The following is a 23,646-nucleotide window of genomic DNA, read 5'->3' as shown; positions in this document are numbered from 1 at the left end:
ATTTTCGCAACAATGCCGCCGCAAACCGGTTACGACCAGTTCGCGTGGAAGCTGCCCGGCTTGTCGGTGCGCTCGAACGTGTGCGCGCCGAAGAAGTCGCGCTGCGCCTGCACGAGGTTCGCCGGCAGCCGCTCGGAACGATAGCTGTCGAAATACGCGACCGCCGATGCGAAGGCGGGAACCGGCACGCCGGCCTTCACCGCGGCCACCACGACGTCGCGCAGCGCCGTCTGGTAGTTCGCGGCGATGTCCTTGAAATACGGATCGAGCAGCAGGTTCGCGAGCGCCGGATCCTTCGCATAGGCGTCGGTGATCTTCTGCAGGAAGCGCGCGCGGATGATGCAGCCCGCGCGGAAGATCTTCGCGATCGTCCCGAGATCGAGGTTCCAGCCGTATTCTTCCGACGCCGTGCGCAACTGCGCGAAGCCCTGCGCGTACGAGATCACCTTGCTCAGATACAGCGCGCGGCGCACCGCTTCGACGAACGCGGCACGATCGCCGTCGAACGGCGCGGCGGCCGGGCCCGACAGGATCTTGCTGGCCGCGACGCGCTCGGTCTTCAGCGACGACAGCACGCGCGCGAACACCGACTCGGTGATGAGCGGCAGCGGCACGCCGAGATCCAGCGCGTTCTGGCTCGTCCACTTGCCCGTGCCCTTCTGCGCGGCGCGATCGAGGATCACGTCGACGAGGTGCTTGCCGGTCTCTTCGTCCTTCTTCCCGAAGATCTTCGACGTGATCTCGATCAGGTAGCTGTCGAGCTCGCCCTGGTTCCATTCGGTGTACACGGCGCCGAGTTCGTCGTTGGTCAGGCCCGCGACGTCCTTCAGCACCGAGTAGCTCTCGGCGATCAGCTGCATGTCGCCGTATTCGATGCCGTTGTGCACCATCTTCACGTAGTGGCCCGCGCCGTCCGGGCCCATGTACGCGACGCACGGCTCGCCGTCCGACGGCGCCTTCGCGGCGATCTGCTTGAGGATCGGCTCGACGAGGTCGTACGCGTCGCGCTGGCCGCCGGGCATGATCGACGGGCCGCGCAGCGCGCCCTCTTCGCCGCCCGACACGCCGGTGCCGATGAAATGCAGGCCCGACTGCGCGAGCTCCTGGTTGCGGCGGATGGTGTCGGTGAAGTGCGTGTTGCCGCCGTCGATCAGCACGTCGCCCTTCTCGAGCAGCGGTTTGAGCGATGCGATCGTCGCATCGGTCGCTTCCCCGGCCTTCACCATCATCAGGATCCGGCGCGGCGTTTCGAGCGACGCGACGAATTCCTCGAGCGTATGGGTCGGCACCAGATTGCGGCCGGGGAATTCGGCGATCAGTTCGTCGGTTTTCTCGCGACTGCGGTTGTACACCGACACCGCGTAACCGCGGCTCTCGATATTGAGTGCGAGATTGCGGCCCATCACCGCGAGCCCGATCACACCGATTGCTTGTTTGCCCATTAGTCAATTCTCCGGAAAAAACGGGGCACGACCCGAGCCGGGCCGCGCGCACAGGCGAAAGGATAGAGGAAACCCGGCGGCGCTGCGCGCTTGCGTGTCATTGCTCCGCGTGCGGCAGGCGCCGGAACACGACGCTCAGGTTGTTCGCCGGCATCTCGACGACCTCGCGGCAGTCGAGCCCGCGATCGAGCCCGAGCGCGACCACCGTCTCGAGATCGCGCACGCCCCACGACGGGTCGCGGTCGCGCAACTGCTGGTCGAAGGCCGCGTTCGACGGCGCGGTATGGCCGCCTTCGCGACGGTACGGGCCGTACAGGAACAGCACGCCGTCCGGCCTCAGCACGCGCGACGCGCCCGCGAACAGCGCTTCCGTACAGGCCCACGGCGAGATGTGGATCATGTTGATGCAGACGATCGCGTCGAGCGTCGCGACCGGCCACGGCGTGTCGCGCACGTCGAACGCCAGCGGCCCGGCGACGTTCGCGAGGCCCATGTGCGCGATCCACGCCGCGATCGAGCGCCGCGCCTGCGCGTCGGGATCGCTCGGCTGCCAGTGCAGGCCCGGCAACGCCTGCGCGAAGTGAACGACGTGCTGCCCGGTGCCGCTCGCGATTTCGAGCACGCTGCCGCTCGCCGGCAGCACGCGGCGCAGCACGTCGAGGATCGGCCCGCGATTGCGTTCGGCCGCCGGCGCCGACAGCCGCGCGGACGGATCGGGCGAGGAAGCGGCGCCGGTCACGATGCATGCTCCGTCGTGTGGCTGTTGCTTCCGAGCCCCAGCCGCGCCACGAGCGCGTCGAGCGCGGGGGCGCAGTGCGCCTCGACCTTCAGCGTCAGCATCGGGTCGGCGCGCGTATGGCCGAGATTGAGGGCGGCAACCGGCTTGCGCTGCGCCTGCGCCCACACGCAGAAGCGGTAGCCGGAATACACCATCAGCGACGAGCCGACGACGAGGAGCGCGTCGGCCGCGTCGAGCGCCTGCGACGCCAGCGCCACGCGCTCGCGCGGCACGTTCTCGCCGAAGAACACCACCGCCGGCTTCAGCAGCCCGCCGCACGCGGGGCACGCCGGGATGTGGAACGTATCGAGCGCGGCCCATTCGAGATGCGCGTCGCCGTCCGCGGCCGGCTCGGCCTGCGCGCCCAGCAGATCCGGATTGTCGACTTCGAGCACGGCCTGGATTGTCGCGCGCGCGTGATGCGCGCCGCAGTCGAGGCAGGTCACGCCGTTGATGCCGCCGTGCAGCTCGATCACGTCGTCGCTGCCCGCGCGCTGATGCAAGCCGTCGACGTTCTGCGTGACGAGGCGCTCGATCCGGCCCGCGCCGCCGAGCCGCGCCAGCGCGACATGCGACCCGTTCGGCCGCGCGCGCCCGACGACCGGCCAGCCGATCATGCTGCGGGCCCAGTAGCGGCGCCGCGCGGCATCGGAGCTGAGGAATTCCTGGAGCTGGATCGGCGGCGAGCGCATCCATTGGCCGTTGCGGTCGCGGTAGCCGGGAATGCCGGAATCGGTGCTGATGCCCGCGCCGGTCAGCACGAGCAGGCGCGGATGACGCTCGACGAACGTGTGCAGCGCATCGAGCGCGGCCGGATCGACGTCGGCGAGGGAGGAATCGGGCAAGGCTTTATCGTTCATGTTGGCAACGTGATCGGTCGTGCCGGCAGGCCGTGCGCCCGCACGGGCTGGCCACGCATGCCAGCACATGATACAGAACGCCGCGCGATCGGGTGGGCGGCCGCCGCGGCAAGCCGGCGGCACGAAAAACCCGCAAAAAGACGCCCATCGCCGCTCGGCGACGGGCGCTTCAACAATTGATCCATCGGGGTAGTGGATCAACTGACAGCACAATGTTGCGACGCCCGTCGTACCGCGATCGACGGACGTTCCCCGGACTTCGTGTTCCGCGCTGCCGCGCACATCGGCGCGTCACCGGCTTTCCCGATTCGATCCTGTTCGGCTGGCTCGTCACGCCGACACGATGCACGGCGTGCAAATGGATTCGCCGCGCGACGACGTGCGTGGCGCCATGGCATGACGATTCCGGGATCCAGGCCGCGGCCATCCGCCTGCGTTCGCGGTTCATCGTCGACGGCCGATCGGCACTGGTCGGCCTCGTGCGTCACGCATACACGCCGTCGTTCAGAACGAACCCGATTGCCCGGATGGAACGGAAAGCCGCTTGTTCACGTCGCCGTCATCAACGGCGAAGCGACTACCCTGGCAGGTCGGCGATTCATGTTTGCAACACGATTCGTTGCGTTTCGGTCTTTTTTCATTCTCTTGTCCCCGTCTCCGATACATCCGACCCACTGAAGCGATTGCCGGGATCGACTTCGCCCGCGATCGCGCTCACGGCACATACAACCATGCAAGGAGCGCACCATGCTTCATGCCGCAAGGCCTCGCGGGCACCTGCAAGACCGCGAACAAGCATCGCACCCCGCCAGAAAGCGCGAACGTTTCGAAACTGAAACGTATCGCCGGGCCCGCCGGGCGTCGTCGTGCGGCCCCCGAGCCGGGCGGTCGATCACCTTACGATCGCCTTGAGATCGCCCTACGTTTGGCGCCGCGCGGCACGCCCCCGCGGGCCGGATAGCGCGAGCTGGCCGTCCCGCTCGTCCGTCGCGCAAACACGCTAGAGTCTCTTTACATAGGGAACGCCGCGCGTTCCCGCCGCCTCGCCTCCAAGGAACCGCCATGACCTCAGTCGCTGCCGCCCACCCCGACATCGCGCATCCCGTGTTTTCGGCCGGGCGGCTGTCGATCGGCCTCACGCTTCCGCTCCTGCGCAGCGGCCACGTCGTCGCGGACTTCAACGAACAGCTCGAACTCGCGGCGCGGGCCGATTCGCTCGGCTTTCGCGCGCTGTGGATTCGCGACGTGCCGCTGAACAGCGCGGATTATCCCGACCCGGTCGGCCACCTCGACCCGTGGGTGCTGCTCGGCGCGCTCGCGGCGCGCACCCGCCGGATCGCACTCGCCAGCGGCGCGATCGTGCTGCCGCTGCGTCATCCGCTGCATATCGCCAAAGGCGCGCTGTCGGTCGCCACGCTGTCGGGCGGGCGCTTCATCCTCGGGCTCGGCTCCGGCGACCGGCCGCCCGAATATGCGGCGTTCGGCGTGGACGCGGAAACGCGGCGCGACCGCTATCGCGCGCACTGGGACGTCGTCGCGGCCGCACTCGGCGTGCCGTCGCGCGTGCGGCCGGACGAAACGCCGCCCGATGCGCCCGAATTCACGCTGCTGCCGCGCGGCGGCGACGCGGTGCCGATGCTTGCGGTCGGCTCGGGCGGACAGAGCGTGGACTGGATCGCACGGCATTCGATCGGCTGGATGACGTATCACCGCGATCCGGATACGCAGCGCGCCCGCTATTCGATGTGGCGCGCGGCGGTCGACCGGCTCGCCTCGCCGGCATTTCGCGCGTTCGGCGTCGCGATGCGGCTCGACCTCGCCGCCCGTCCCGACACGCCCGCCACCGCGCTGCCGCTCGGTTATGCAACCGGGCGCCGCGCATTGGTCGATATCCTGCGGGACATGCGTGCGGAAGGTACGCACCATGTCACGCTGAACCTAGGATCGGACCGGCCCGTGCGCGATGTCATCGAAGAAATCGCCGAACATGTCCTGCCGGTATTTCACGACGAGCGAGCGTGATTCATCAGGAATCCAAATTCAGATGACGTGATGCGAGCGTGGGTCGAGGCCGCACGAACGCTCGCCGGGCAACGCATCGCGAGTCGGCATCGAAAGACACGCGTTACAGGCGGCTCCCCTGCGATCGGGAAAGCGGGACGTTCCCGCCGATGCCGGACGGCGACAGCCTGCATCAGGTATCAGGTACATGGCTTGCGGACATGCACCGCCAGCGCCCGCACAGCCCCGTTCATACCCGATCCGAATAGTCGGCGACGGAACTATTCGCTCCCGGTCGCAATCATGTTAACTTCCGTCCATCGTTCAGCCCGGCGGGCCGCGTGACGATACGCACCGCCTTCCCACTCCATGCGACATTTCCTCCTCGGCTGGCTGCTCGCCGCCGTCGTCTCGGCCGCCCACGCGGCCGCGCCCGCTCCGGCCGCCGCGTCGGCCGCCTCCGGCGCCGCGCCCGCACTGACGCCGCAGCAGGCGCGGCAGGCATTGAATGTGCTCGAGAACCCGCGCGAGCGCGCACAGGTCGAAACGACGCTGCGGGCCATCGCGGCCGTCGGCGCGTTGAGCACGCCCGCCGTGCCGGCAAGCGCCGCGCCTGCCAGCGGCGCATCGGCTGCCGCGGCGCCGGCGGCGCTCACGTCGAACGGGCTCGCATCGATGCTCGTTCGCCAGGGATCGCGCTGGGCCGTCCAGATCGGCAATGCACTGCAGGAATCGCTGCGCTCGCTGCTCGATATCGGGTCGGTGGGAAGCTGGTGGCACGACAGGCTCGTGCGCGCCGACCAGCGTGCGGACCTCACTCACACGCTCGTGATCCTCCTCGCGGTGCTCGTGCCCGCGCTCTTCGTCGAATGGCTCGCGAAGCGGCTGCTGCGACGCGCGCTGGCTGCAGTGGCCGCGCGCCGCGCGGCGTCCGATTCCGCCGCGTCGGACGAGGGCAACACGCCGCCGCCCGATACGTCCACCGCGCCCGACACCGCAACCGCAGGCACGGCAGACACCGCCCCTCCATCCTCGCAAAGCCGAGGCCACGCACGCCGACACACCACGCTGCTGCACCGGATGCCGCGCGCGCTCGTGAGTCTCGCGCTGCGCGCGGTGCCGCTGCTCGTGTTCGTCGGCGTCGCAAGCCTGACGATGTCGTTGCTCGATGAAGCGGACACGCCGATCGAATCCGCGCTCGAAGCATTGATCGACATCTACGTGATCTGCCGGCTCGTCACCATCGTCAGCCGACTGTTCTTCCAGCCCGATGCGCGGCAGTTGCGGCTGCTGCATATCAGCGACGCATGGGCCGATTTCGCGCAACGCTCGATCGCGCGGATCGTGATCGTGGTCGGCGCGTGCACGGCGGCCGTCGAGATCGCCGCCAACTTCGGCCTGACCGAAGCCGGCCATGTCGCGCTGCTGAAGGCCGTCGCGCTCGTCGGGCACGTGATGATCTCGGTACTGATCCTGCAGTGCCGCCGGCCGGTGGCGGCACGCATCCGCGCCGCCGGCGCGGATCGGCCGACCTTCACCGTCGTCGGCAACGCGCTCGCGGACGCGTGGGCGCCCGTCTCGGTCTTCATCGTGATGGCGCTGTGGTTCGTGTGGGCGCTCGACGTCCACAACGGCTACCGCGTGCTGATCGCGCTCGGGGGCCGCTCGATCGCCGTGATGATCGCGATGCGAATGGTGTCGATCGTCGTGTTCGGCGCGCTCGCGCGCCTGTTCCAGCGCCGCGAGGACGACCGCACGCTCGTTCATCTGCACGCGTACCGCTACTACCCGCTGCTGCGCCAGATCGTGTCGGGCGCGATCGGCATCGTGACCGTCGTACTGCTGCTGCAGATCTGGGGCGTGCCGATCTTCCGCGCGTTCGAGACGGGCACGATCGGACACCGCCTCGCGTCCGCGCTGGTGACGATCGCGATCGCGGCAATCGTCGCGCTCGTCGTGTGGGAAGCGGCCAACATCGCGATCGAGCGCCGCCTGCAACGCTGGACGCGCGAAGGCAACCTCGTGCGCGCGGCGCGGCTGCGCACGCTGCTGCCGATGCTGCGCTCGCTGCTGTTCGTGATGATCGCGCTCGTCGTCGTGCTGACGGGCCTCAGTGAACTCGGCGTAAACGTCGGCCCGCTGCTGGCCGGCGCCAGCATCTTCGGCGTCGCGCTCGGGTTCGGCTCGCAGAAGCTCGTGCAGGATTTCATCACCGGGATCTTCCTGCTGATGGAAAACGCGATGCAGGTCGGCGACTGGGTCACGCTCGCCGGCGTATCGGGCACGGTCGAATACCTGTCGATCCGCACCGTGCGGCTGCGCGCCGGCGACGGGTCGCTGTACACGATCCCGTTCAGCTCGGTGACGACCGTCAACAACACGAATCGCGGGCTCGGCAACGCGGCCGTCAAGGTCAGCATCGCGTACGGCGAGGACATCGACCGCGCGATCGCGACGCTGAAGGAAATCGGCGCCGCGTTGCGCGACGATCCGAAATACCACGACGGCATCCTGTCGGATTTCAGCTACTGGGGTATCGATCAGGTCGATGGCGCGGCGCTCGCGCTGGCCGGGCAGATCCAGTGCACGGACTCGGCGCGCTGGAGCGTGCAGCGCGAATTCAACCGGCGGATCGCGGAAACGTTCCGCGAACGCGGGATCCGGATCGCCAATCCGCAGCGCAGCGTCGTAGCCTATGCGGATGGATCGCGGCCTGGCGGCAACGATGAGAACGACGCGCGCCCCGACACGCGAAATGCCGCCGAAGCGGCAGCCCGGCCACCGTCGCCCGACGGAGCGGAGCGCAAGCCGGGCTGATCGCGCTCGCCCGGGGCCGGCGACCGGCCGCGCTCAACGCGCGGCAGGCTTCTTCACGCGCGCCGTGCTTTTCGCGGCGGGGGGTACCGCCCCCGGCTTCGCGGCACGTGGTTTCGCCGCGGCACGCTGCCCGCGCTTCGCAGCGGTTGCCGGGGCAGCGGCACCCGCATCGCGCTGCGCATGCCATTGCTCGAGCAGCACGCGCGTCTGCTCGGCAATCGTGTCGGTTACCAGCGCCGCACGCTCGCCCTCGAATGCGTCCCATTCGAGCAACTGCAGCGCCGAACGCTGCGCGATGTGAAACACCGTGATCTGCCCGAACAGGCTGAGCGCGCGCAATCGCGTGACGGGATCGTCGACAGGCCGGCCGGAGATGCGGCCGATCAGCTCGGCGCTCACGTCGTTGAGCGGCTTGCGCATGCGCGTCATCAGGATTTCGCTCGCGCTCGCCGGTTCCTGGCCGCCCTGCTCGCGCGCGAAGAACATCCGCTGGTTCATCGTCTTCGGTGCGGTGAACATCCGGTCCGACAGCGCGCGCAGCAGCCCGACGAACGCATCGATCAGCTCGTCGACGCTCGCGTCCGTGTCGAGCATCGCCCGCGCATGGCCGACCGCCGGCGCGAACACCGCCCAGCCGTGCTCGGCGATCGTCTCGACGCACGCGCGGTACACGCCTTCCTTGTTCTCGAAGTAGTACTGGAGCGCCGGCGCGTTCACGCCCGCCCTCGCGGCGATCTCGCGCGTCGACGCGCCCGCGAACCCGCGTTCGCCGAACAGTTCGAGCGCCGCCTCGATGATCCGCTGGCGCGTTTCGTCGCCGCGCGCGTAGCCGCCCGCCGACGTGCGGCGCAGCTTCTTCGCTTCGTTCATGCCTTCCTCGTCATTCGATCGATCGACATTCTACTTGACACAATTTTATCAACTGGAATAATTCTTCCACTTGGAATAAATTGGACTCAGCATGTCGACGCCACAAGACCCGCCACAGAAAGCAGATCGTCAGGAAAACGGAACAACGCCCCGCAACGGAAACGGCGGGAGAAGGCGGCGCATCCTGCTCGCGGTCGCCGTGCTCGCGGCCGTCGGTGGCGCGGTCTGGCTCGGCCGCTGGTGGACGGTCGGCCGCTTCATCGAGAGCACCAACGACGCGTATCTGCAAGCGGACAGCATGACCGCCGCGCCGAAGGTCGCCGGCTACGTGACCGACGTCTATGTACGCGACAACCAGCCCGTGAAGGCCGGCGATCCGCTCGTGCGGCTCGACGTGCGCCAGTATCAGGTCGCGCTCGCGCAGGCGCTCGCTACCGTCGACGCCCGCCGCGCCGATATCGCGCGCGCCGAAGCCGACATCAGCCAGCAGCGCGCGAATCTCGAGCAGGCCGAAGCGCAGGCGAAGGTATCGCGCATCAACGCGCAGCACGCAAGCGACGAGTACACGCGCTACGCGCCGCTCGCGGCGACGGGCGCCGAGACGCACGAACGCGTGGCCGACCTGAAAAGCACGCGCGACCAGGCGGCGGCGACGCTCGCCGCGAACAACGCGTCGATCGCCGCCGCCCGCACGCAGATCGCGTCGTTCACCGCACAGCTCCAGCAGGCGCGCGCGCAGCTCGAGGCCGCGCAGGCCAGCGCCGCACAGGCGCAACTCGACCTCGACAACACGATCGTGCGCAGCACGCTCGCAGGCCGTGTCGGCGATCGCACGGTGCGCGTCGGTCAATACGTGCAGCCCGGCACGCGTCTGCTGACCGTCGTGCCGGTCGACTCGATCTATCTCGTCGCGAACTTCAAGGAAACGCAGATCGGCAACATGCGCATCGGCCAGCCCGTCGAGCTGCATGTCGACGCGCTGCCGGACGGCCCGCTGTCCGGCGTCGTCGACAGCTTCGCGCCCGGCACCGGCGCGCAGTTCGCGCTGCTGCCGCCCGAGAACGCGACCGGCAACTTCACGAAGATCGTCCAGCGCGTGCCGGTGCGCATCCGTCTCGCCGCGGATGCCCGCGCGCAGCGCATGCTGTTGCCCGGGCTGTCGGTGACGGTCGACGTCGATACGCGCTCGGCCCGCGACGAGACGCATCATGGCTGATACGTCCGCCACGATACCCATGCCGCCGCACGAGGGCCGCGCGAGCGTGACCGACTGGATCGCGGTTGCGGCCGGCGCGCTCGGCGCGCTGATGGCGACGCTCGACATCTCGATCACGAACTCCGCGCTGCCGCAGATCCAGGGCGAAATCGGCGCGACCGGCACCGAAGGCACGTGGATCTCGACCGGCTACCTGATGTCGGAAATCGTAATGATCCCGCTCGCCGCGTGGCTCACGCGCGTGTTCGGGCTGCGCAATTTCCTGCTGACGAACTCCGCGCTGTTCATCGCGTTCTCGATGATGTGCGGCTGGTCGCATTCGCTGCCGATGATGATCGCCGGCCGGATCGGCCAGGGCTTCACCGGCGGCGCGCTGATCCCGACCGCGCAGACCATCATCCGCACGCGATTGCCGCTGTCGCAGTTGCCTGTCGGGATGACGCTGTTCGGCCTGATCGTGCTGCTCGGGCCGCTGTTCGGCCCGGTGCTCGGCGGCTGGCTCGCGGAAAACGTGAACTGGAGCTGGTGTTTCTTCCTGAACCTGCCCGTATGCCTGCTGCTGATGGCGCTGCTGGTGTTCGGGCTGCCGTCGGACCGCCCGCAATGGAGCGCATTCTTCAACGCGGACTGGCTGGGCATCTTCGGCCTCGCGATCGGCCTGAGCTCGCTGACCGTCGTGCTCGAGGAAGGCCAGCGCGAGCGCTGGTTCGAATCGCAGATGATCGTCACGCTGAGCGTCGTGTCGTTCGTCGGGATGATCCTGATCGCGCTGTCGCAACGCTTCGCGAAGCGGCCGATCATGCGGCTGTCGCTGATGCGCAACCCGCGCTACGCGAGCGTGATCGTGATCGTGTCCGCGGTCGGCGCCGGGCTGTACGGCGTGTCCTACCTGCTGCCGCAGTTCCTCGCGATCGTCGCCGGCTACAACGCGGAACAGGCCGGCGCGATCATGCTGCTGTCGGGGCTGCCGGCCTTTCTCGTGATGCCGATCCTGCCGCGCCTGCTCGGCAAGGTCGATTTCCGCATCCTCGTGATCGCGGGGCTGCTGCTGTTCTGCCTGAGCTGCATGCTCGACATCAGCCTGACCGCGCAGAGCGTCGGCCACGATTTCGTGTGGTCGCAACTGATCCGCGGCCTCGCGCAGATGCTCGCGATGATGCCGCTCAACCAGGCGTCGATGGCGGCCGTCGCGCGCGAGGATTCAGGCGATGCGGCCGGGCTCTACAACATGGCGCGCAACCTCGGCGGCTCGATCGGGCTCGCGATCATCGGCACCGTGATCGACCGGCGCACGACCTTCCATACGGCCGCGCTGCGCGAATCGGTGAGCGCGAACTCGCTGATCGGGCAGGATCGCCTGTCGGCCTATGCGGCCAACTGGTTCGCGCACACCGGCGATCTCGCGTATTCGAACATGCGCGCGCTCGGCCAACTGGCGCAGCAGATCCAGATCCAGGCCGTCGTGATGACCTATTCCGAAACCTTCTATCTGCTCGGCCTCGCGCTGCTCGCCTGCGTGCCGCTCGCGCTGCTGCTGCGCACGCCGCGCGGCCCGCAACCGATGTCGTCCGGCCATTGACCCGTCTTACGCGATGAAACCCTTCTCCCTGCCCCGCCGCCCCGCGCTCACCCTGTGCGCGGCCGCGTGCCTGCTCGCCGGCTGCACGGTCGGCCCCGACTACCGCGGCGCGCCCGCCGCACCGGATGCGCCGACCTTCGTGCGCGCACCGGCCACCGGCGTCGACACCGCCGCGCCCGCGCCGAGCGCGTGGTGGCACGCGCTGAACGACCGCCAGCTCGACGAGCTGATCGTCGCCGCGCTCGTCTACAACCCCGATCTGCACGCGGCGCAGGCGCGCTTGCGCGCGGCACGCGCGCAGCTCTCGCAACAGCGCGCCGCGCGAATGCCGAAATCGTCGGCCACCGTCGCGGCCGTCCGCATGCGCGAACCGGACGTCGGCGCGCTCGGCGCGCTGCTGCCGTCGAACGACTCGGGCCAGTCGGGCGGCACGTCGCCGTCGCTCGGCGGCTCGGGGCCGCTGCAACTCTATTCGGCGGGCTTCGACGCGACCTGGGAAATCGATCTGTTCGGCGGCACGCGCCGCGCGATCGAAGCCGCATCCGCACAGGCCGAAGCGGTCGATGCCGATCTTGCCGACACGCAGGTGTCGATCGCGGCGGAAGTCGCGAATGCGTACGTCGACCTGCGCGACCAGCAGCAACGGCTTGCGTTGTCGCGGCGCACCGCGCAATTGCAGCAGCAGATGCTCGAACTCACGCAGCAGCGCCGCGCGCGCGGCGTCGCGGCCGATGCGGACATCGAGCGCCTGACGACGCAGGTCGAGAACACGCGCGCCTCGCTGATCCCGCTCGATGCCCAGGTGACCGAATCGCTCGACCGGCTCGCGATCCTGACGGGCCGCGCGCCGGGCGCGCTCGACGCCGCGCTGTCGACGCCGGACGCGGCATTGCCGACGCTGCCGGGCAGCGTCGCGATCGGCGATCCGGCCACGCTGCTGAAACAGCGCCCCGACATTCGCGCGGCCGAACGCCGGCTCGCGTCGAGCAATGCGCAGATCGGCGAGCATGTGGCCGACTATTTCCCGAAGGTGACGCTGCTCGGCGATCTCGGCTTCAGCGCGACCGACCCCGGCCACCTGTTGCGCAAGCAGAATTTCACGTGGGTCGGCGCGCCGTACCTGCAATGGAACATTCTCGACTTCGGACGCACGCGCGGTGCGGTACGCGCGGCCGAAGCATCGCGCGACGAAGCGGAAGCGAATTATCAGAAAGCCGTGCTCGATGCATTACAGGATGCCAACACCGCGTTGCAGCGTTACGGGCATCAGCGCGAACATGTGGTCGCGTTGACGAAGGTGCAGACGTCGGCCGTGCATTCGCGCGCGCTGATGGACCAGCGCTATCGCGCGGGCGTCGCGTCGATGATCGACCTGCTCGATACGCAACGCGAAGCGCTAGCCGCGCAGCAGAACGTGATCGCCGGGCAAGCCGAACTGATCAAGGACTACGTGTCGGTGCAGAAGAGCCTCGGGCTCGGGTGGCAAACAGGCGCCGGTTGACGGCGTCGCCGCAAATCATGTACGACCGATGCATCGTGCTCGTCGAAACAATTCGGCAACAACTCATTGCGCGCGCAACAATACTGCTTCGTTTCGTGCGCAACGAACGGTTCGCGCCGCATCGTGCCCACGGCTATCGATGACATATCGAATATCAATTAGCCAATCGTCTGACGATCTCTTCTAATTCAGTCGGCTTCCCCACCACCGATCGGATCAAGGAGTTCCATCGTCATGTCCTCGTCTTCCCATCGCGTGCTGCGGCACGCAGTCGCCGCAATCTGCGTGGCACTCTCCGCTTCCCCGTACGCCGCCGAACTCACGCGCGACACCGGCGCACCCGTCGGCGACAACCAGAATTCGCAGACGGCCGGCCCCGCCGGCCCGGTGCTGCTGCAGGACTCCGCGCTCATCGAGAAACTGCAGCGCTTCGATCGCGAACGCATTCCGGAACGCGTCGTGCATGCACGCGGCACGGGCGCATTCGGCGAGTTCGTGCCGAGCGCCGACATCTCCGACCTGACGAAAGCGAAAGTCTTCACGCCGGGCACCCGCACGCCGGTGTTCGTGCGCTTCTCCACCGTGATGGGCTATCGCGGCTCGCCCGAGCAGGCGCGCGACCCGCGCGGCTTCGCGGTGAAGTTCTATACGCAGCAGGGCAACTGGGACATGGTCGGCATCAACTGGCCGGTGTTCTTCATTCGCGACGGCATCAAGTTCCCGGACTTCGTGCACGCGAACAAGCCGAGCGCCGTGACCGGCGTGCAGGATCCGAACCTCGCGTTCGACTTCTTCGCGCACACGCCCGAAGCGACCCACATGCTGACGCGGCTGTACACGGACGAGGGCATGCCCGATTCGTATCGCCGCATGGACGGCTTCGCGGTGCATGCGTTCAAGTTCGTCAATGCGCAAGGCGACGTGCACTACGTGAAGTTCCACTGGAAGAGCCAGCAAGGCGTGCACGGCCTGCGCCCGCAAGAAATCGCCGCGTCGATCGGCCGCGACTGGAACATGATGACGAACGATCTGTACGGCGCGCTGAAACAGGGTGATTTCCCGAAGTGGGACCTGTACGTCCAGGTGCTCACGCCGAAGGACCTGAACCGCTTCGATTTCGACGCGCTCGACGACACGAAGGTGTGGACCGGCGTGCCTGAACGCAAGATCGGCACGATGACGCTCAACCGCGTGCCCGACAACTACTTCCAATCGACCGAGGAATCCGCGTTCGCGCCGTCGCGGCTCGTGCCGGGCATCGAGCCGTCCGAGGACCGGATGCTGCAGGATCGCCTGTTCGCGTACGCCGACACGCAGATGTACCGGCTCGGCGCGAACTACATGGATCTGCCGATCAACCGCCCCGTCGTGCCGGTGGTCAACAACAACCAGGACGGCACGATGAATGCCGGCGACCGCAAGGGCGAGGTGAACTACGAACCGTCGACGCTGAACGAGCTCGCGCAGGATCCGCAGTACAAGTCGGTCCGCATGGCGCTCAGCGGCACGACGCAGCAGGAAGCGATCCGCAAGAAGCTGCCGTTCCGTCAGGCCGGCGAGTACTACCGCAGCCTGTCGCAGCAGGACAAGGACGACCTCGTCACCGCGCTGTCCGGCGACCTCGGCCAGGTGAAGAACGCGCAGAACCAGTACGCGATGCTCTCGTACTTCTACAAGGCCGACGCCGACTACGGTACGCGCCTCGCCCAGGCCGTTCACGCGAACGTCCAGCAGGTGCAGTCACTCGCGGCGAAGCTGAGCGACAACTGATCCCGCGACGCCGGTCGCTGCCGACGTGCGCGATTGCGCCGCGCACGTCGGCCCGGCCACCTCATCAGGACTTCCCCATGCGATCCGAACGCTTCCCCCATGCGATCCGCGCGGCCGCGGCGGCGCTCGCGCTCGCCGCACTCGCCGGCTGCACGCACCTGCCCGACCAGCCGGCGTACGGCAAGGCCGATCCCGCCGCGCTGCGTCGCTATGACGACGACTGGTTCGACGCCGCGCGCGTCGGCCGCGTCGATATCCTGCGCGCGTTGCACGACGCCGGCTATCCGGTCGACGCGACCGACAGCCACGGCTATACGGCCGTGATCCTCGCGTCGTACGACGGCCAGCCCGCGGCGCTCGACTACCTGTTGTCGGCCGGCGCCGACGCGTGCGTCGGCGATCGTCACGGCAACACCGCACTGATGGGCGCGCTCTTCAGGAACGAGCGCGACATCGCGCGGCGCCTGATCGACACGCGCTGCCCGATCGACCAGACCAACGGCGCCGGCGAAACCGCGCTGGGGTTCGCGACGCTGTTCAACCGCTTCGAGCTGATTCCGCTGCTCGTCGCGCGTGGCGCAAATCCGAACCATGTCGACCGGCGCGGCCAGTCGCTGCTTCAGCTCGCGCTGACGCACGACAACACGTACGCCGCGGACGCGCTGCGGGAAGCCGGCGCCAGACCGTAGCGCGACGGCGCGTCAAATGGCGCGCCCCATTCTCTGCCCCCGCCCGCTTCGCCATCGCGCGACGCCGGCGCCGCGTCGCGCACGTGCGCGCCCAGCGGCCGCGTCATCGCCCGCCAGCGCGCACGCGCCGCGTCGTCGGGCGGTTCGCCCGGCGGCCCTGCCGGCTCGATCTTTAGATACCGGCTCGAGCCGACGCCCGCATCGAGCCGAAACATCGCGCGCATGACACCGCGCGGCATCCCGTTCGTCCGAGCATTCCGCTTCGGCTCCCCCTGCTTTTCGGCGTCTTTCGCCGCCTCCATCGAATCTCCATCTTTCCGCATAAAAGCCGCCAACTACTCCAAGCACACTCCGCCCCGTCAAAGCAGGCAGTGGGCTGCCTGCGCTTCCTGGAGTCGTTATGAACAATCAGAACCGATGCTGCCACGGCGCCGTATGTGTGCTGGTGGCGGCGATGCTGGCCGGCTGCGGGCCGTCCGAACAGCAGGCCGCCGCGCCGGCCACCCCGGTGGCGGCCATGACCGTGGCCGCCACGCGCGTCGACGTGACCGAAGATCTGCCCGGCCGCGTCGCGGCCGTGCGGGTGGCCGAGATCCGGCCGCAGGTGAGCGGCATCGTGCAACGCCGGCTATTCGAGCAGGGCACCGAAGTACGCCAGGGCCAGCCGCTGTTCCAGATCAATCCGGCGCCGTTCAAGGCCGAGATGGATACGGCCGCCGCCTCGCTGCTGCGGGCGCAGGCCGCGCTCGAACGCGCGAAGGTCCAGACCGCGCGCTTCAAGCCGCTCGTCGAAGCCGATGCGATCAGCCGCCAGGTGTACGACGACGCCGTATCGCAACGCGACCAGGCCGCGGCCGACGTCGCGCAGGCCCGCGCGACGCTGGCGCGCCGCCAGCTCGATCTGAAATTCGCGACCGTGGAAGCGCCGATCGCCGGCCGCATCGACCAGGCCCTCGTGACGGAAGGCGCGCTGGTGTCGAGCGGCGACAGCCAGCCGATGGCGCGCATCCAGCAAATCGACCAGGTCTATGTGGACGTGCGCCAGCCGGCCGCGTCGCTCGAAGCGCTGCGCGGCGCGCTCGCGTCGCAGCCGCAAGCGTCGGACGGCAACGGCCTGCCGGTCGACGTACTGCGCGACGACGACACGCGTTACGACGTAAAGGGCCGCATGCTGTTCTCGGGCGTCAACGTCGATCCGGGCACCGGCGACGTGCTGCTGCGCGTGCTGGTCGACAACCCGAAACGCCAACTGCTGCCGGGCATGTACGTGCGTGCCCGCATCCCGCGCGCGCACTACGCCAACGCGGTGATGGTGCCGCAACAGGCCGTCGTGCGCGCCGGCGGCAAGCCGCAGGTGTGGGTGCTCGACGCGAAAGGGCACGCGCATCTGAAGGCCGTCGAAGTCGGCGAGCTCACGAACCGCCACTACCGCATCAAGTCGGGCCTGCAGGCCGGCCAGAAGATCGTCGTCGAGGGCATGGAACGCCTGACCGATGGCGCGCCGGCCGCCGCGACCGACTGGAAGTCGCCTGACGCGGCCGCCGCCGCGTCCGCGCACTGAGTCACGAGGAGCCTCCAGCCATGGCTGAATTCTTCATCCGCCGCCCGGTGTTTGCGTGGGTGATCGCCCTCTTCATCATCCTGATGGGGGTGATCGCGATCCCGCAACTGCCGGTCGCGCGCTACCCGTCGGTCGCGCCGCCGTCCGTCACGATCACCGCGAACTACCCGGGCGCCACGCCGCAGACGATGAACGACGGCGTACTGAGCCTCATCGAGCGCGAACTGTCCGGCGTCAAGAACCTGCTGTATTTCGAATCGTCGGCCGATACGTCCGGCTCGGCGCAGATCACCGTGACGTTCAAGCCCGGCACCGATCCGGCGCTGGCGCAGGTCGACGTGCAGAACAAGATCAAGTCGATCGAGCCGCGCCTGCCTGCCGCCGTGCGCCAGAACGGGCTGATCGTCGAATCCGCGTCGTCCGGCTTCCTGATGCTGATCGGCCTGCGCTCCGACAACGGCCGCTTCGACGAAGGCGCGCTCGCCGACTACATGGCGCGCAGCGTGTCCGAGGAGCTGCGGCGCATCGACGGCGTCGGGCGCGTGCTGCAGTTCGGCTCCGAGCGTGCGATGCGCATCTGGGTCGATCCGCAGAAGCTGATCAATTTCGGCCTGTCGATGAACGACCTGACGACCGCGATCGGCCAGCAGAACGTGCAGATCGCGCCGGGCAGCCTCGGTGCGCTGCCCGCGCTGCCGGGCCAGCGCGTGACCGTGCCGCTCACCGCGCAGGGTCAGCTCACGACGCCGGAAGAATTCGCGAAGGTCGTGCTGCGCGCGAACGCGGACGGCTCGAAGGTCGTGCTCGGCGACGTCGCGCGCGTCGAACTCGGCTCGCAGAATTACATGTTCGTGAGCCGCGAGAACAACAAGCCGGCCACCCTCGCCGGCGTGCAGCTCGCACCGGGCGCCAATGCCGTGAAGACGGCTGACGCGATCCGCACGCGCATGGCCGAACTGAGCAAGTCGATGCCGTCGGGCATGCGCTACTCGATCCCGCTCGACACGTCGCCGTTCGTGAAGATCTCGATCGAGAAAGTGCTGGCCACGCTGTTCGAGGCGATGGTGCTCGTGTTCCTCGTGATGTACCTGTTCCTGCAGAACGTGCGCTATACGCTGATCCCGGCCATCGTCGCGCCCGTCGCGATGCTCGGCACCTTTGCGGTGATGCTGCTGACCGGCTTCTCGATCAACGTGCTGACGATGTTCGGCATGGTGCTCGCGATCGGCATCATCGTCGACGATGCGATCGTCGTCGTCGAGAACGTCGAGCGCCTGATGGCCGAGGAAGGGCTGTCGCCGAAGGACGCGACGTCGAAGGCGATGAAGGAAATCACCGGCGCGATCGTCGGCATCACGCTGGTGCTGACCGCGGTGTTCCTGCCGATGGCGATGGCGAGCGGCTCGGTCGGCGTGATCTACAAGCAGTTCACGCTGTCGATGGCCGTATCGATCCTGTTCTCCGCGCTGCTCGCGCTGACGCTCACGCCGGCCCTGTGCGCGACGATGCTCAAGCCGCTCGCACCGGGCCATCACGAGAAGCGCGGCTTTTTCGGCTGGTTCAACCGTCGCTTCGATCGCCTGACGAAATGGTACGAGACGCGCGTCGGCCGCCTGGTCGGCCGCACCGGCCGCGTGATGCTGGTGTTCGTCGCGATCGCGGGTGCGCTGGTGTTCGGCTTTCGCAGCCTGCCGTCGTCGTTCCTGCCGGACGAGGATCAGGGCTACTTCATCACCAGCTTCCTGCTGCCCGCGGACGCTACCGCCGAGCGCACGCATGACGTGGTCAACACGCTCGAAAAACATCTTGCCTCGCGTCCGGCAATCCAGTCGAGCATTTCCGTGATCGGCTACGGTTTCTCGGGACAAGGGCCGAACGCGGCGATCAACTGGTCCGTGATGAAGGACTGGAAAAACCGCGGCGGCGCATCGACCCTCGAGGAAGGCATGCTCGCGCAACAGGCGATGGCCGGCGTGACCGAAGGCACGGTGATGAGCCTGCTGCCGCCCGCGATCGACGAACTCGGCAACAGCTCGGGCTTCTCGATGCGCCTGGAAGACCGCGCCAACCAGGGCACGGCGGCGCTCAAGGCGGCCGAAGCGAAGCTGCTCGAACTCGCCGCGCAAAGCAAGGTCGTGACCGGCGTGTACCCGGACAGCCTGCCGGCCGGCACGAGCATCCGCCTCGAGATCGACCGCGCGAAGGCGCAGGCGCTCGGCGTGTCGTTCACGACGCTCAGCGACACGCTGTCGACCGCGATGGGTTCGACCTACGTGAACGATTTCCCGAACGCGGGCCGCATGCAGCAGGTGATCATCCAGGCCGACGCGCCGGCGCGCATGCAGATCGACAACGTGATGAAGCTGTACGTGCGTAACGCGGCCGGCGGCATGGTGCCGCTGTCGGAAGTGGTGCGCCCGGTGTGGACCGACACGCCGCTGCAGATGGTGCGCTTCAAGGGCTACCCGTCCGCGCGGATTTCGGGCAACGCCGCCCCGGGCCAATCGAGCGGCGCGGCGATGGCCGAGATGGAGCGGCTTGCCGCGCAACTGCCGCCGGGCTTCGCGGTCGAGTGGACCGGCCAGTCGCTGCAGGAACGCCAGTCGGCGTCGCAGGCGCCGATGCTGATGGTGCTGTCGATGATCGTCGTGTTCCTGGTGCTCGCCGCGCTGTACGAAAGCTGGTCGATTCCGCTGTCGGTGATGCTCGTGGTGCCGCTCGGCCTGATCGGCGCGATCGGCGCGGTGCTGCTGCGCGGCTTGCCGAACGACGTGTTCTTCAAGGTGGGGATGATCACCGTGATCGGCCTGTCCGCGAAGAACGCGATCCTGATCGTCGAGTTCGCGAAGCAGTTGCGCGAGGAAGGCAAGGGCTTGATCGAGGCGGCCGTGCAGGCGTCGAAGCTGCGCCTGCGCCCGATCCTGATGACCTCGCTCGCGTTCGGCCTCGGCGTCGTGCCGCTGATGATCGCGACCGGCGCCAGCGCCGAAACGCAGCACGCGATCGGCACCGGCGTGTTCGGCGGCATGGTGACCGCCACGGTGCTGGCCATTTTCTTCGTCCCTGTTTTCTTTGTGTTCGTGATGAGCATCCAGGAGCGCATCGGCGCATGGCGGGCGTCCCGCAAGCAGCCGGCTACCCCGACTCGCGAACAGGAAGGTTGATGCCATGCGATTGCTTGTTCTTCCCCTCATCCTCGCGCTGTCGGCCTGCTCGCTCGCGCCGACGCTGGTCAAACCCGCGATGCCGGTGCCGACGGCCTACACCGCCGCCGCCGCCGCCGATCTCGACGCGAACGCCGCCGATCTGGGCTGGCGCACGATGTTCGGCGATCGCCGCCTGCAGCGCCTGATCGAGCTCGCGCTCGACAACAACCGCGACCTGCGCGTGGCCGCGCTGAACGTCGAGGCCGCGGAAGCGCAGTACGGCATCCAGCGCGCCGCGCGCCTGCCGTCGATCGGCGCGGGCGCGAACTTCACGCGTCAGCGTACGTCGGACGACACGCAGTCGAATCCGCCGCTGTTCGGCACGACGCAGAACCAGTACGGCGTGAACGTCGGCATCAGCGCGTTCGAGATCGACCTGTTCGGCCGCGTGAAGTCGCAGTCGGATGCCGCGTTTGCGCGCTACGTCGCGACCGATCACGGCCGCCGTGCGGTGCAGATCTCGCTCGTCGGCGGCGTGGCCGACGCGTACTTCGCGGAACGCCTCGCGCACGAGCAACGCCAGTTGTCCGAGCGCACGCTCGCCGACTGGCGGCAGTCGCTCGATCTCGCGCGCCGCCTGAAGGACGCGCATCAGGCGAGCGGCGTCGACATCGCGCAGGCCGAAGGCCAGGTCGCGAGCGCGACGGCCGATCTCGAGGCGCGCACGCGCGCCGTCGAGCAGGCGCGCAATGCGCTGCGCCTGCTGGTCGGCGCCGAGCTGCCGAAGGATCTGCCCGAGCCGCTGCCGCTTCAGCAGCAACCGGTGATGACGCAACTGCCGGCCGGCCTGCCGTCGGAGCTGCTGTTTCGTCGCCCGGATATCCAGCAGGCCGAACAAAACCTCGTCGCCGCGAATGCGGACATCGGCGCCGCGCGCGCCGCGTTTTTCCCGCGCCTATCGCTGACGTCGTCGATCGGCTTCCTCAGCCCCGCGATGGGCAGCCTGTTCGACGGCGGCCAGCGCGTGTGGAGCTTCGCGCCGCAGGTCACGGTGCCGATCTTCCAGGGTGGCCGGCTGCGTGCCGAGCTGCGTCTTGCCGAAGTGCGCAAGTCCGGTGCGGTCGCCGAGTACGAACGCGCGATTCAGGCCGCGTTCCGCGAAGTGGCCGACGGCATCGCCGGACGCGAAACCTTCGGCCGCCAGATCGAAGCGCAGACCCGCGTGGTCGGTTCGGCCGAACGCCGCACCGACCTGTCGACCCTGCGCTATCGCGCGGGCGTCGAGGGACGGCTGGAGTTGCTCGATTCGCAGCGGCAACTCTATGCGGCACGGCAAGCGCTGCTCGACCTGCGCCGCAGCGAACTGAGCAATGCCGTTGCGCTGTACAAGGCGCTCGGCGGCGGCCTGACGGACCAGGACGTCGCACCGTGGAAGCGCGTGGTGCAGAACTGAACGAACGGCGCCGTTCCGCCCGCGCGGCAGCGTGGCGGAACGGCGCGCCCCGGCCCGGCGACGGGCCGCCCCGACTGTTCGCCATCGCACGGCACACTCCATGACGAATTCCCTGATACTCATTGCAGAAGACGAGCCCGACATCTCGGACATCCTCGATGCGTACCTGAAGCACGACGGCTTTCGCACCTACCGCGTCGCCGACGGGCAAGCGGCGCTCGACATGCAACCGCGCCTGAAGCCCGACCTGATCCTGCTCGACGTGAAGATGCCGCGGAAAAACGGCTGGGACGTGCTCGCCGAGCTGCGACGGCGCGACAATACGCCCGTCGTCGTCGTCACCGCATTCGATCGCGACCTCGACCGGCTGCAGGCGCTGCACGCCGGCGCCGACGACTACATCGTCAAGCCGTTCAACCCGGCCGAGGTCGTCGCGCGATTGCGCGCGATCCTGCGCCGGTCGGCCGCGCCGCCCACCACGCGCATGCTGCGCGTCGGCGACCTGGAGATCGATACCGACAGCTATCTGGCCCGCGTGCGCACGGCGGGCGCCGAGGTGCCGATCCCACTGACGCTGACGGAGTTCCGGTTGCTCGCGCACATGGCGAGATCGCCGAGCCGCGTGTTCACGCGCGGCGAGCTGCTCGATGCGTGCATGGCCGACGTGAGCGCGCTGGAGCGCACGGTCGACAGCCACATCTGCCGGCTGCGCAAGAAACTCGAACGGGCCGGCGCGCCAGGCATGCCCGAAGTGATGCGCGGCGTCGGCTACCGGCTGCGGGGCGTGCAGTGACGCTCCCGGCACGGCCCGGCCGGCAAATCGGGCGGGCGATTGGCCTCGCCGCGATCGTCGTCGTGCTGCTCGCCTGCACCGTCGCGTTCTTCGTCCATGCATTGCACGCGCCGGCCGCGTTGCCGCACGACGCGACGGCCGACGCGATGCTCCGCAATGCGTTTACTTACGTGGTGCTGGCGGCGGCGCTGTCCGTCTGCCTGCTGGCCGCCGCGTTCGACCTGATCAGGCTGATCCGCCGCATGCTCGCGACGCTCGACGCGATGGCAGACACCGTTGGCCGGATCGTGGCCGGCGATCCGTCGGCGCGCGCGGTTTCCGTCGACGGCTGCCCGGCCGGCCTGTCCCGCTTCATCGAGCACTTCAACGCGATCACCCATTCAATGAAACCGGCAAATCCATCCGATGCGACGGCCACCGTCGCCACCAGCAGTCACGTCACGCGCACCCAGCTCGCCGAACTCGCAACCCGGCTCGACACGATCAAGGCGCTTGCCGCCGATACGAATGCGCCCTCGCGCGACGCGCTGCTTCAGCATGTCGACGCGCTGTTCCGGTTCGTCGACGATCTTCAGGCGGCCGAACGACAGGCCGCGACGATTCGAGCAGTTCCTCGATGACGATTGGCCGTCTAACCCCGGGCCGTTTCAACACGCATCGGAAATGATCGGCGAATCGCATTCGGCATTACCTGCGTTGCGGGTTTCGAACATTACAAAATGCCGCCGATCTTTTCAAAACCATTGCGGTTAATTCAGTTTAATTTTATTTCATATAATCAAAAAAAGTTTGACACCTCGCTTTCGTTCTTGATACCGTCCGATGCAAGCAATCCGACGGTTTGCCCGCCACGCAATCGATTCCGCTCCACTTTTTTCTGCTTCCGCTGCACCGAAGTACGCGCCGCCGAACGATTCGTTCGCACGCCGGCGCGCGCGGCATCCCGATGTATTTCACTGGACGGCTGCCATTCGGCAGCGGGCCGAAGGACCGAATCAAATGAGCAGGACAACGAAGCTGTTGCTCTAGCAATCCGCCCGCGCCGAATCCGGCGCGACTGCTCCGCCCCGCGGCGCAGCCTTCCCGTCATCGCGTTTTCCGTATTTCGCCCCCGGAGAAAAACCGCTTTCCGGATCGGGTGAAAGGCCCTGTCGCGTCCGTGCCATCCGC

At 68.0% G+C, this 23,646-nt stretch carries 17 protein-coding genes; 13 read left to right on the top strand and 4 right to left on the bottom strand.

Going from position 1 to position 23,646, the window contains the following annotated elements:
- Nucleotides 1-29: 29 nt before the first annotated feature.
- The 3 genes from gndA to CFB35_RS19940 form a co-directional block, all read right to left on the bottom strand.
- Entirely contained in the window at nucleotides 30-1,442 is a 1,413-nt protein-coding gene (gndA, locus tag CFB35_RS19950) for an NADP-dependent phosphogluconate dehydrogenase (protein ID WP_059582863.1), read from the bottom strand.
- Between the two features lie 97 nt (nucleotides 1,443-1,539).
- Nucleotides 1,540-2,181 (bottom strand): DUF938 domain-containing protein, encoded by a 642-nt coding sequence (locus CFB35_RS19945; RefSeq protein ID WP_059582866.1) that lies wholly within the window; start codon nucleotides 2,179-2,181, stop codon nucleotides 1,540-1,542.
- A complete protein-coding gene (locus CFB35_RS19940; protein WP_059582868.1) occupies nucleotides 2,178-3,080 on the bottom strand; it encodes an NAD-dependent protein deacetylase in 903 nt (300 codons plus the stop codon). Before CFB35_RS19940 ends, CFB35_RS19945 begins: the two co-directional genes overlap by 4 nt.
- Before the next feature lie 1,062 nt (nucleotides 3,081-4,142).
- On the opposite strand from CFB35_RS19940, the gene CFB35_RS19930 reads away from it, so the two are divergent.
- A complete protein-coding gene (locus tag CFB35_RS19930; RefSeq protein WP_059582871.1) occupies nucleotides 4,143-5,102 on the top strand; it encodes an LLM class oxidoreductase in 960 nt (319 codons plus the stop codon).
- A 348-nt stretch (nucleotides 5,103-5,450) separates the two neighbouring features.
- Entirely contained in the window at nucleotides 5,451-7,898 is a 2,448-nt protein-coding gene (locus CFB35_RS19925) for a mechanosensitive ion channel family protein (protein ID WP_059582875.1), read from the top strand.
- Nucleotides 7,899-7,931: 33 nt separating this feature from the next.
- On the opposite strand, the gene CFB35_RS19920 is transcribed toward CFB35_RS19925, so the two are convergent.
- On the bottom strand, nucleotides 7,932-8,768 hold the full coding sequence (locus CFB35_RS19920) for a CerR family C-terminal domain-containing protein (protein WP_059582878.1): 837 nt from the start codon (nucleotides 8,766-8,768) through the stop codon (nucleotides 7,932-7,934).
- A 91-nt stretch (nucleotides 8,769-8,859) separates the two neighbouring features.
- Between CFB35_RS19920 and CFB35_RS19915 the strand changes: the two genes are divergently transcribed.
- The 11 genes from CFB35_RS19915 to CFB35_RS35030 all read left to right on the top strand — a co-directional run bounded on the left by CFB35_RS19915 (nucleotide 8,860) and on the right by CFB35_RS35030 (nucleotide 23,618).
- Nucleotides 8,860-9,984, top strand: coding sequence for an HlyD family secretion protein (locus CFB35_RS19915; RefSeq protein WP_059582880.1), 1,125 nt, complete (start codon nucleotides 8,860-8,862; stop codon nucleotides 9,982-9,984).
- Nucleotides 9,977-11,563 (top strand): MDR family MFS transporter, encoded by a 1,587-nt coding sequence (locus CFB35_RS19910; protein WP_059582883.1) that lies wholly within the window; start codon nucleotides 9,977-9,979, stop codon nucleotides 11,561-11,563. The genes CFB35_RS19915 and CFB35_RS19910 overlap by 8 nt, the downstream gene beginning before the upstream one ends.
- Before the next feature lie 13 nt (nucleotides 11,564-11,576).
- Complete coding sequence (locus CFB35_RS19905; protein ID WP_059582887.1) at nucleotides 11,577-13,064, top strand: efflux transporter outer membrane subunit; 1,488 nt, start codon at nucleotides 11,577-11,579, stop codon at nucleotides 13,062-13,064.
- 234 nt (nucleotides 13,065-13,298) lie between these two features.
- A complete protein-coding gene (locus tag CFB35_RS19900; RefSeq protein WP_059582889.1) occupies nucleotides 13,299-14,834 on the top strand; it encodes a catalase in 1,536 nt (511 codons plus the stop codon).
- 77 nt (nucleotides 14,835-14,911) lie between these two features.
- Entirely contained in the window at nucleotides 14,912-15,523 is a 612-nt protein-coding gene (locus CFB35_RS19895; RefSeq protein ID WP_089465481.1) for an ankyrin repeat domain-containing protein, read from the top strand.
- A gap of 400 nt (nucleotides 15,524-15,923) precedes the next feature.
- Nucleotides 15,924-17,084, top strand: a complete 1,161-nt coding sequence (locus CFB35_RS19885; protein WP_089465479.1) for an efflux RND transporter periplasmic adaptor subunit — start codon at nucleotides 15,924-15,926, stop codon at nucleotides 17,082-17,084.
- A gap of 20 nt (nucleotides 17,085-17,104) precedes the next feature.
- Entirely contained in the window at nucleotides 17,105-20,248 is a 3,144-nt protein-coding gene (locus CFB35_RS19880; RefSeq protein WP_089465478.1) for a multidrug efflux RND transporter permease subunit, read from the top strand.
- Between the two features lie 4 nt (nucleotides 20,249-20,252).
- Nucleotides 20,253-21,683, top strand: a complete 1,431-nt coding sequence (locus CFB35_RS19875; protein WP_089465477.1) for an efflux transporter outer membrane subunit — start codon at nucleotides 20,253-20,255, stop codon at nucleotides 21,681-21,683.
- Between the two features lie 100 nt (nucleotides 21,684-21,783).
- Complete coding sequence (locus CFB35_RS19870; protein ID WP_059582901.1) at nucleotides 21,784-22,476, top strand: response regulator; 693 nt, start codon at nucleotides 21,784-21,786, stop codon at nucleotides 22,474-22,476.
- On the top strand, nucleotides 22,473-23,096 hold the full coding sequence (locus CFB35_RS19865; RefSeq protein WP_089465476.1) for a histidine kinase: 624 nt from the start codon (nucleotides 22,473-22,475) through the stop codon (nucleotides 23,094-23,096). Before CFB35_RS19870 ends, CFB35_RS19865 begins: the two co-directional genes overlap by 4 nt.
- 99 nt (nucleotides 23,097-23,195) lie before the next feature.
- Nucleotides 23,196-23,618, top strand: a complete 423-nt coding sequence (locus CFB35_RS35030; protein WP_179231767.1) for a hypothetical protein — start codon at nucleotides 23,196-23,198, stop codon at nucleotides 23,616-23,618.
- Nucleotides 23,619-23,646 lie beyond the last annotated feature (28 nt).

This window comes from Burkholderia sp. AU16482 (genome assembly GCF_002223285.1).
In the GTDB taxonomy this organism is placed as follows: Bacteria; Pseudomonadota; Gammaproteobacteria; order Burkholderiales; family Burkholderiaceae; genus Burkholderia; species Burkholderia semiarida.
Note: the sequence above shows the minus strand (reverse complement) of the source record. Positions and strands in the feature narration are given on the sequence as shown.

Bases quoted from the DNA above. Each gene is read 5' to 3' on its own strand.
- CFB35_RS19940 (WP_059582868.1), bottom strand. From the start codon at position 3,080: ATGAACGATAAAGCCTTGCCCGATTCCTCCCTCGCCGACGTCGATCCG.
- CFB35_RS19895 (WP_089465481.1), top strand. From the start codon at position 14,912: ATGCGATCCGAACGCTTCCCCCATGCGATCCGCGCGGCCGCGGCGGCG.
- CFB35_RS19880 (WP_089465478.1), top strand. From the start codon at position 17,105: ATGGCTGAATTCTTCATCCGCCGCCCGGTGTTTGCGTGGGTGATCGCC.
- CFB35_RS35030 (WP_179231767.1), top strand. From the start codon at position 23,196: ATGCCGCCGATCTTTTCAAAACCATTGCGGTTAATTCAGTTTAATTTT.
- CFB35_RS19925 (WP_059582875.1), top strand. From the start codon at position 5,451: ATGCGACATTTCCTCCTCGGCTGGCTGCTCGCCGCCGTCGTCTCGGCC.
- CFB35_RS19910 (WP_059582883.1), top strand. From the start codon at position 9,977: ATGGCTGATACGTCCGCCACGATACCCATGCCGCCGCACGAGGGCCGC.
- CFB35_RS19885 (WP_089465479.1), top strand. From the start codon at position 15,924: ATGAACAATCAGAACCGATGCTGCCACGGCGCCGTATGTGTGCTGGTG.
- CFB35_RS19915 (WP_059582880.1), top strand. From the start codon at position 8,860: ATGTCGACGCCACAAGACCCGCCACAGAAAGCAGATCGTCAGGAAAAC.
- CFB35_RS19905 (WP_059582887.1), top strand. From the start codon at position 11,577: ATGAAACCCTTCTCCCTGCCCCGCCGCCCCGCGCTCACCCTGTGCGCG.
- CFB35_RS19930 (WP_059582871.1), top strand. From the start codon at position 4,143: ATGACCTCAGTCGCTGCCGCCCACCCCGACATCGCGCATCCCGTGTTT.
- CFB35_RS19875 (WP_089465477.1), top strand. From the start codon at position 20,253: ATGCGATTGCTTGTTCTTCCCCTCATCCTCGCGCTGTCGGCCTGCTCG.
- CFB35_RS19870 (WP_059582901.1), top strand. From the start codon at position 21,784: ATGACGAATTCCCTGATACTCATTGCAGAAGACGAGCCCGACATCTCG.
- gndA (WP_059582863.1), bottom strand. From the start codon at position 1,442: ATGGGCAAACAAGCAATCGGTGTGATCGGGCTCGCGGTGATGGGCCGC.
- CFB35_RS19920 (WP_059582878.1), bottom strand. From the start codon at position 8,768: ATGAACGAAGCGAAGAAGCTGCGCCGCACGTCGGCGGGCGGCTACGCG.
- CFB35_RS19900 (WP_059582889.1), top strand. From the start codon at position 13,299: ATGTCCTCGTCTTCCCATCGCGTGCTGCGGCACGCAGTCGCCGCAATC.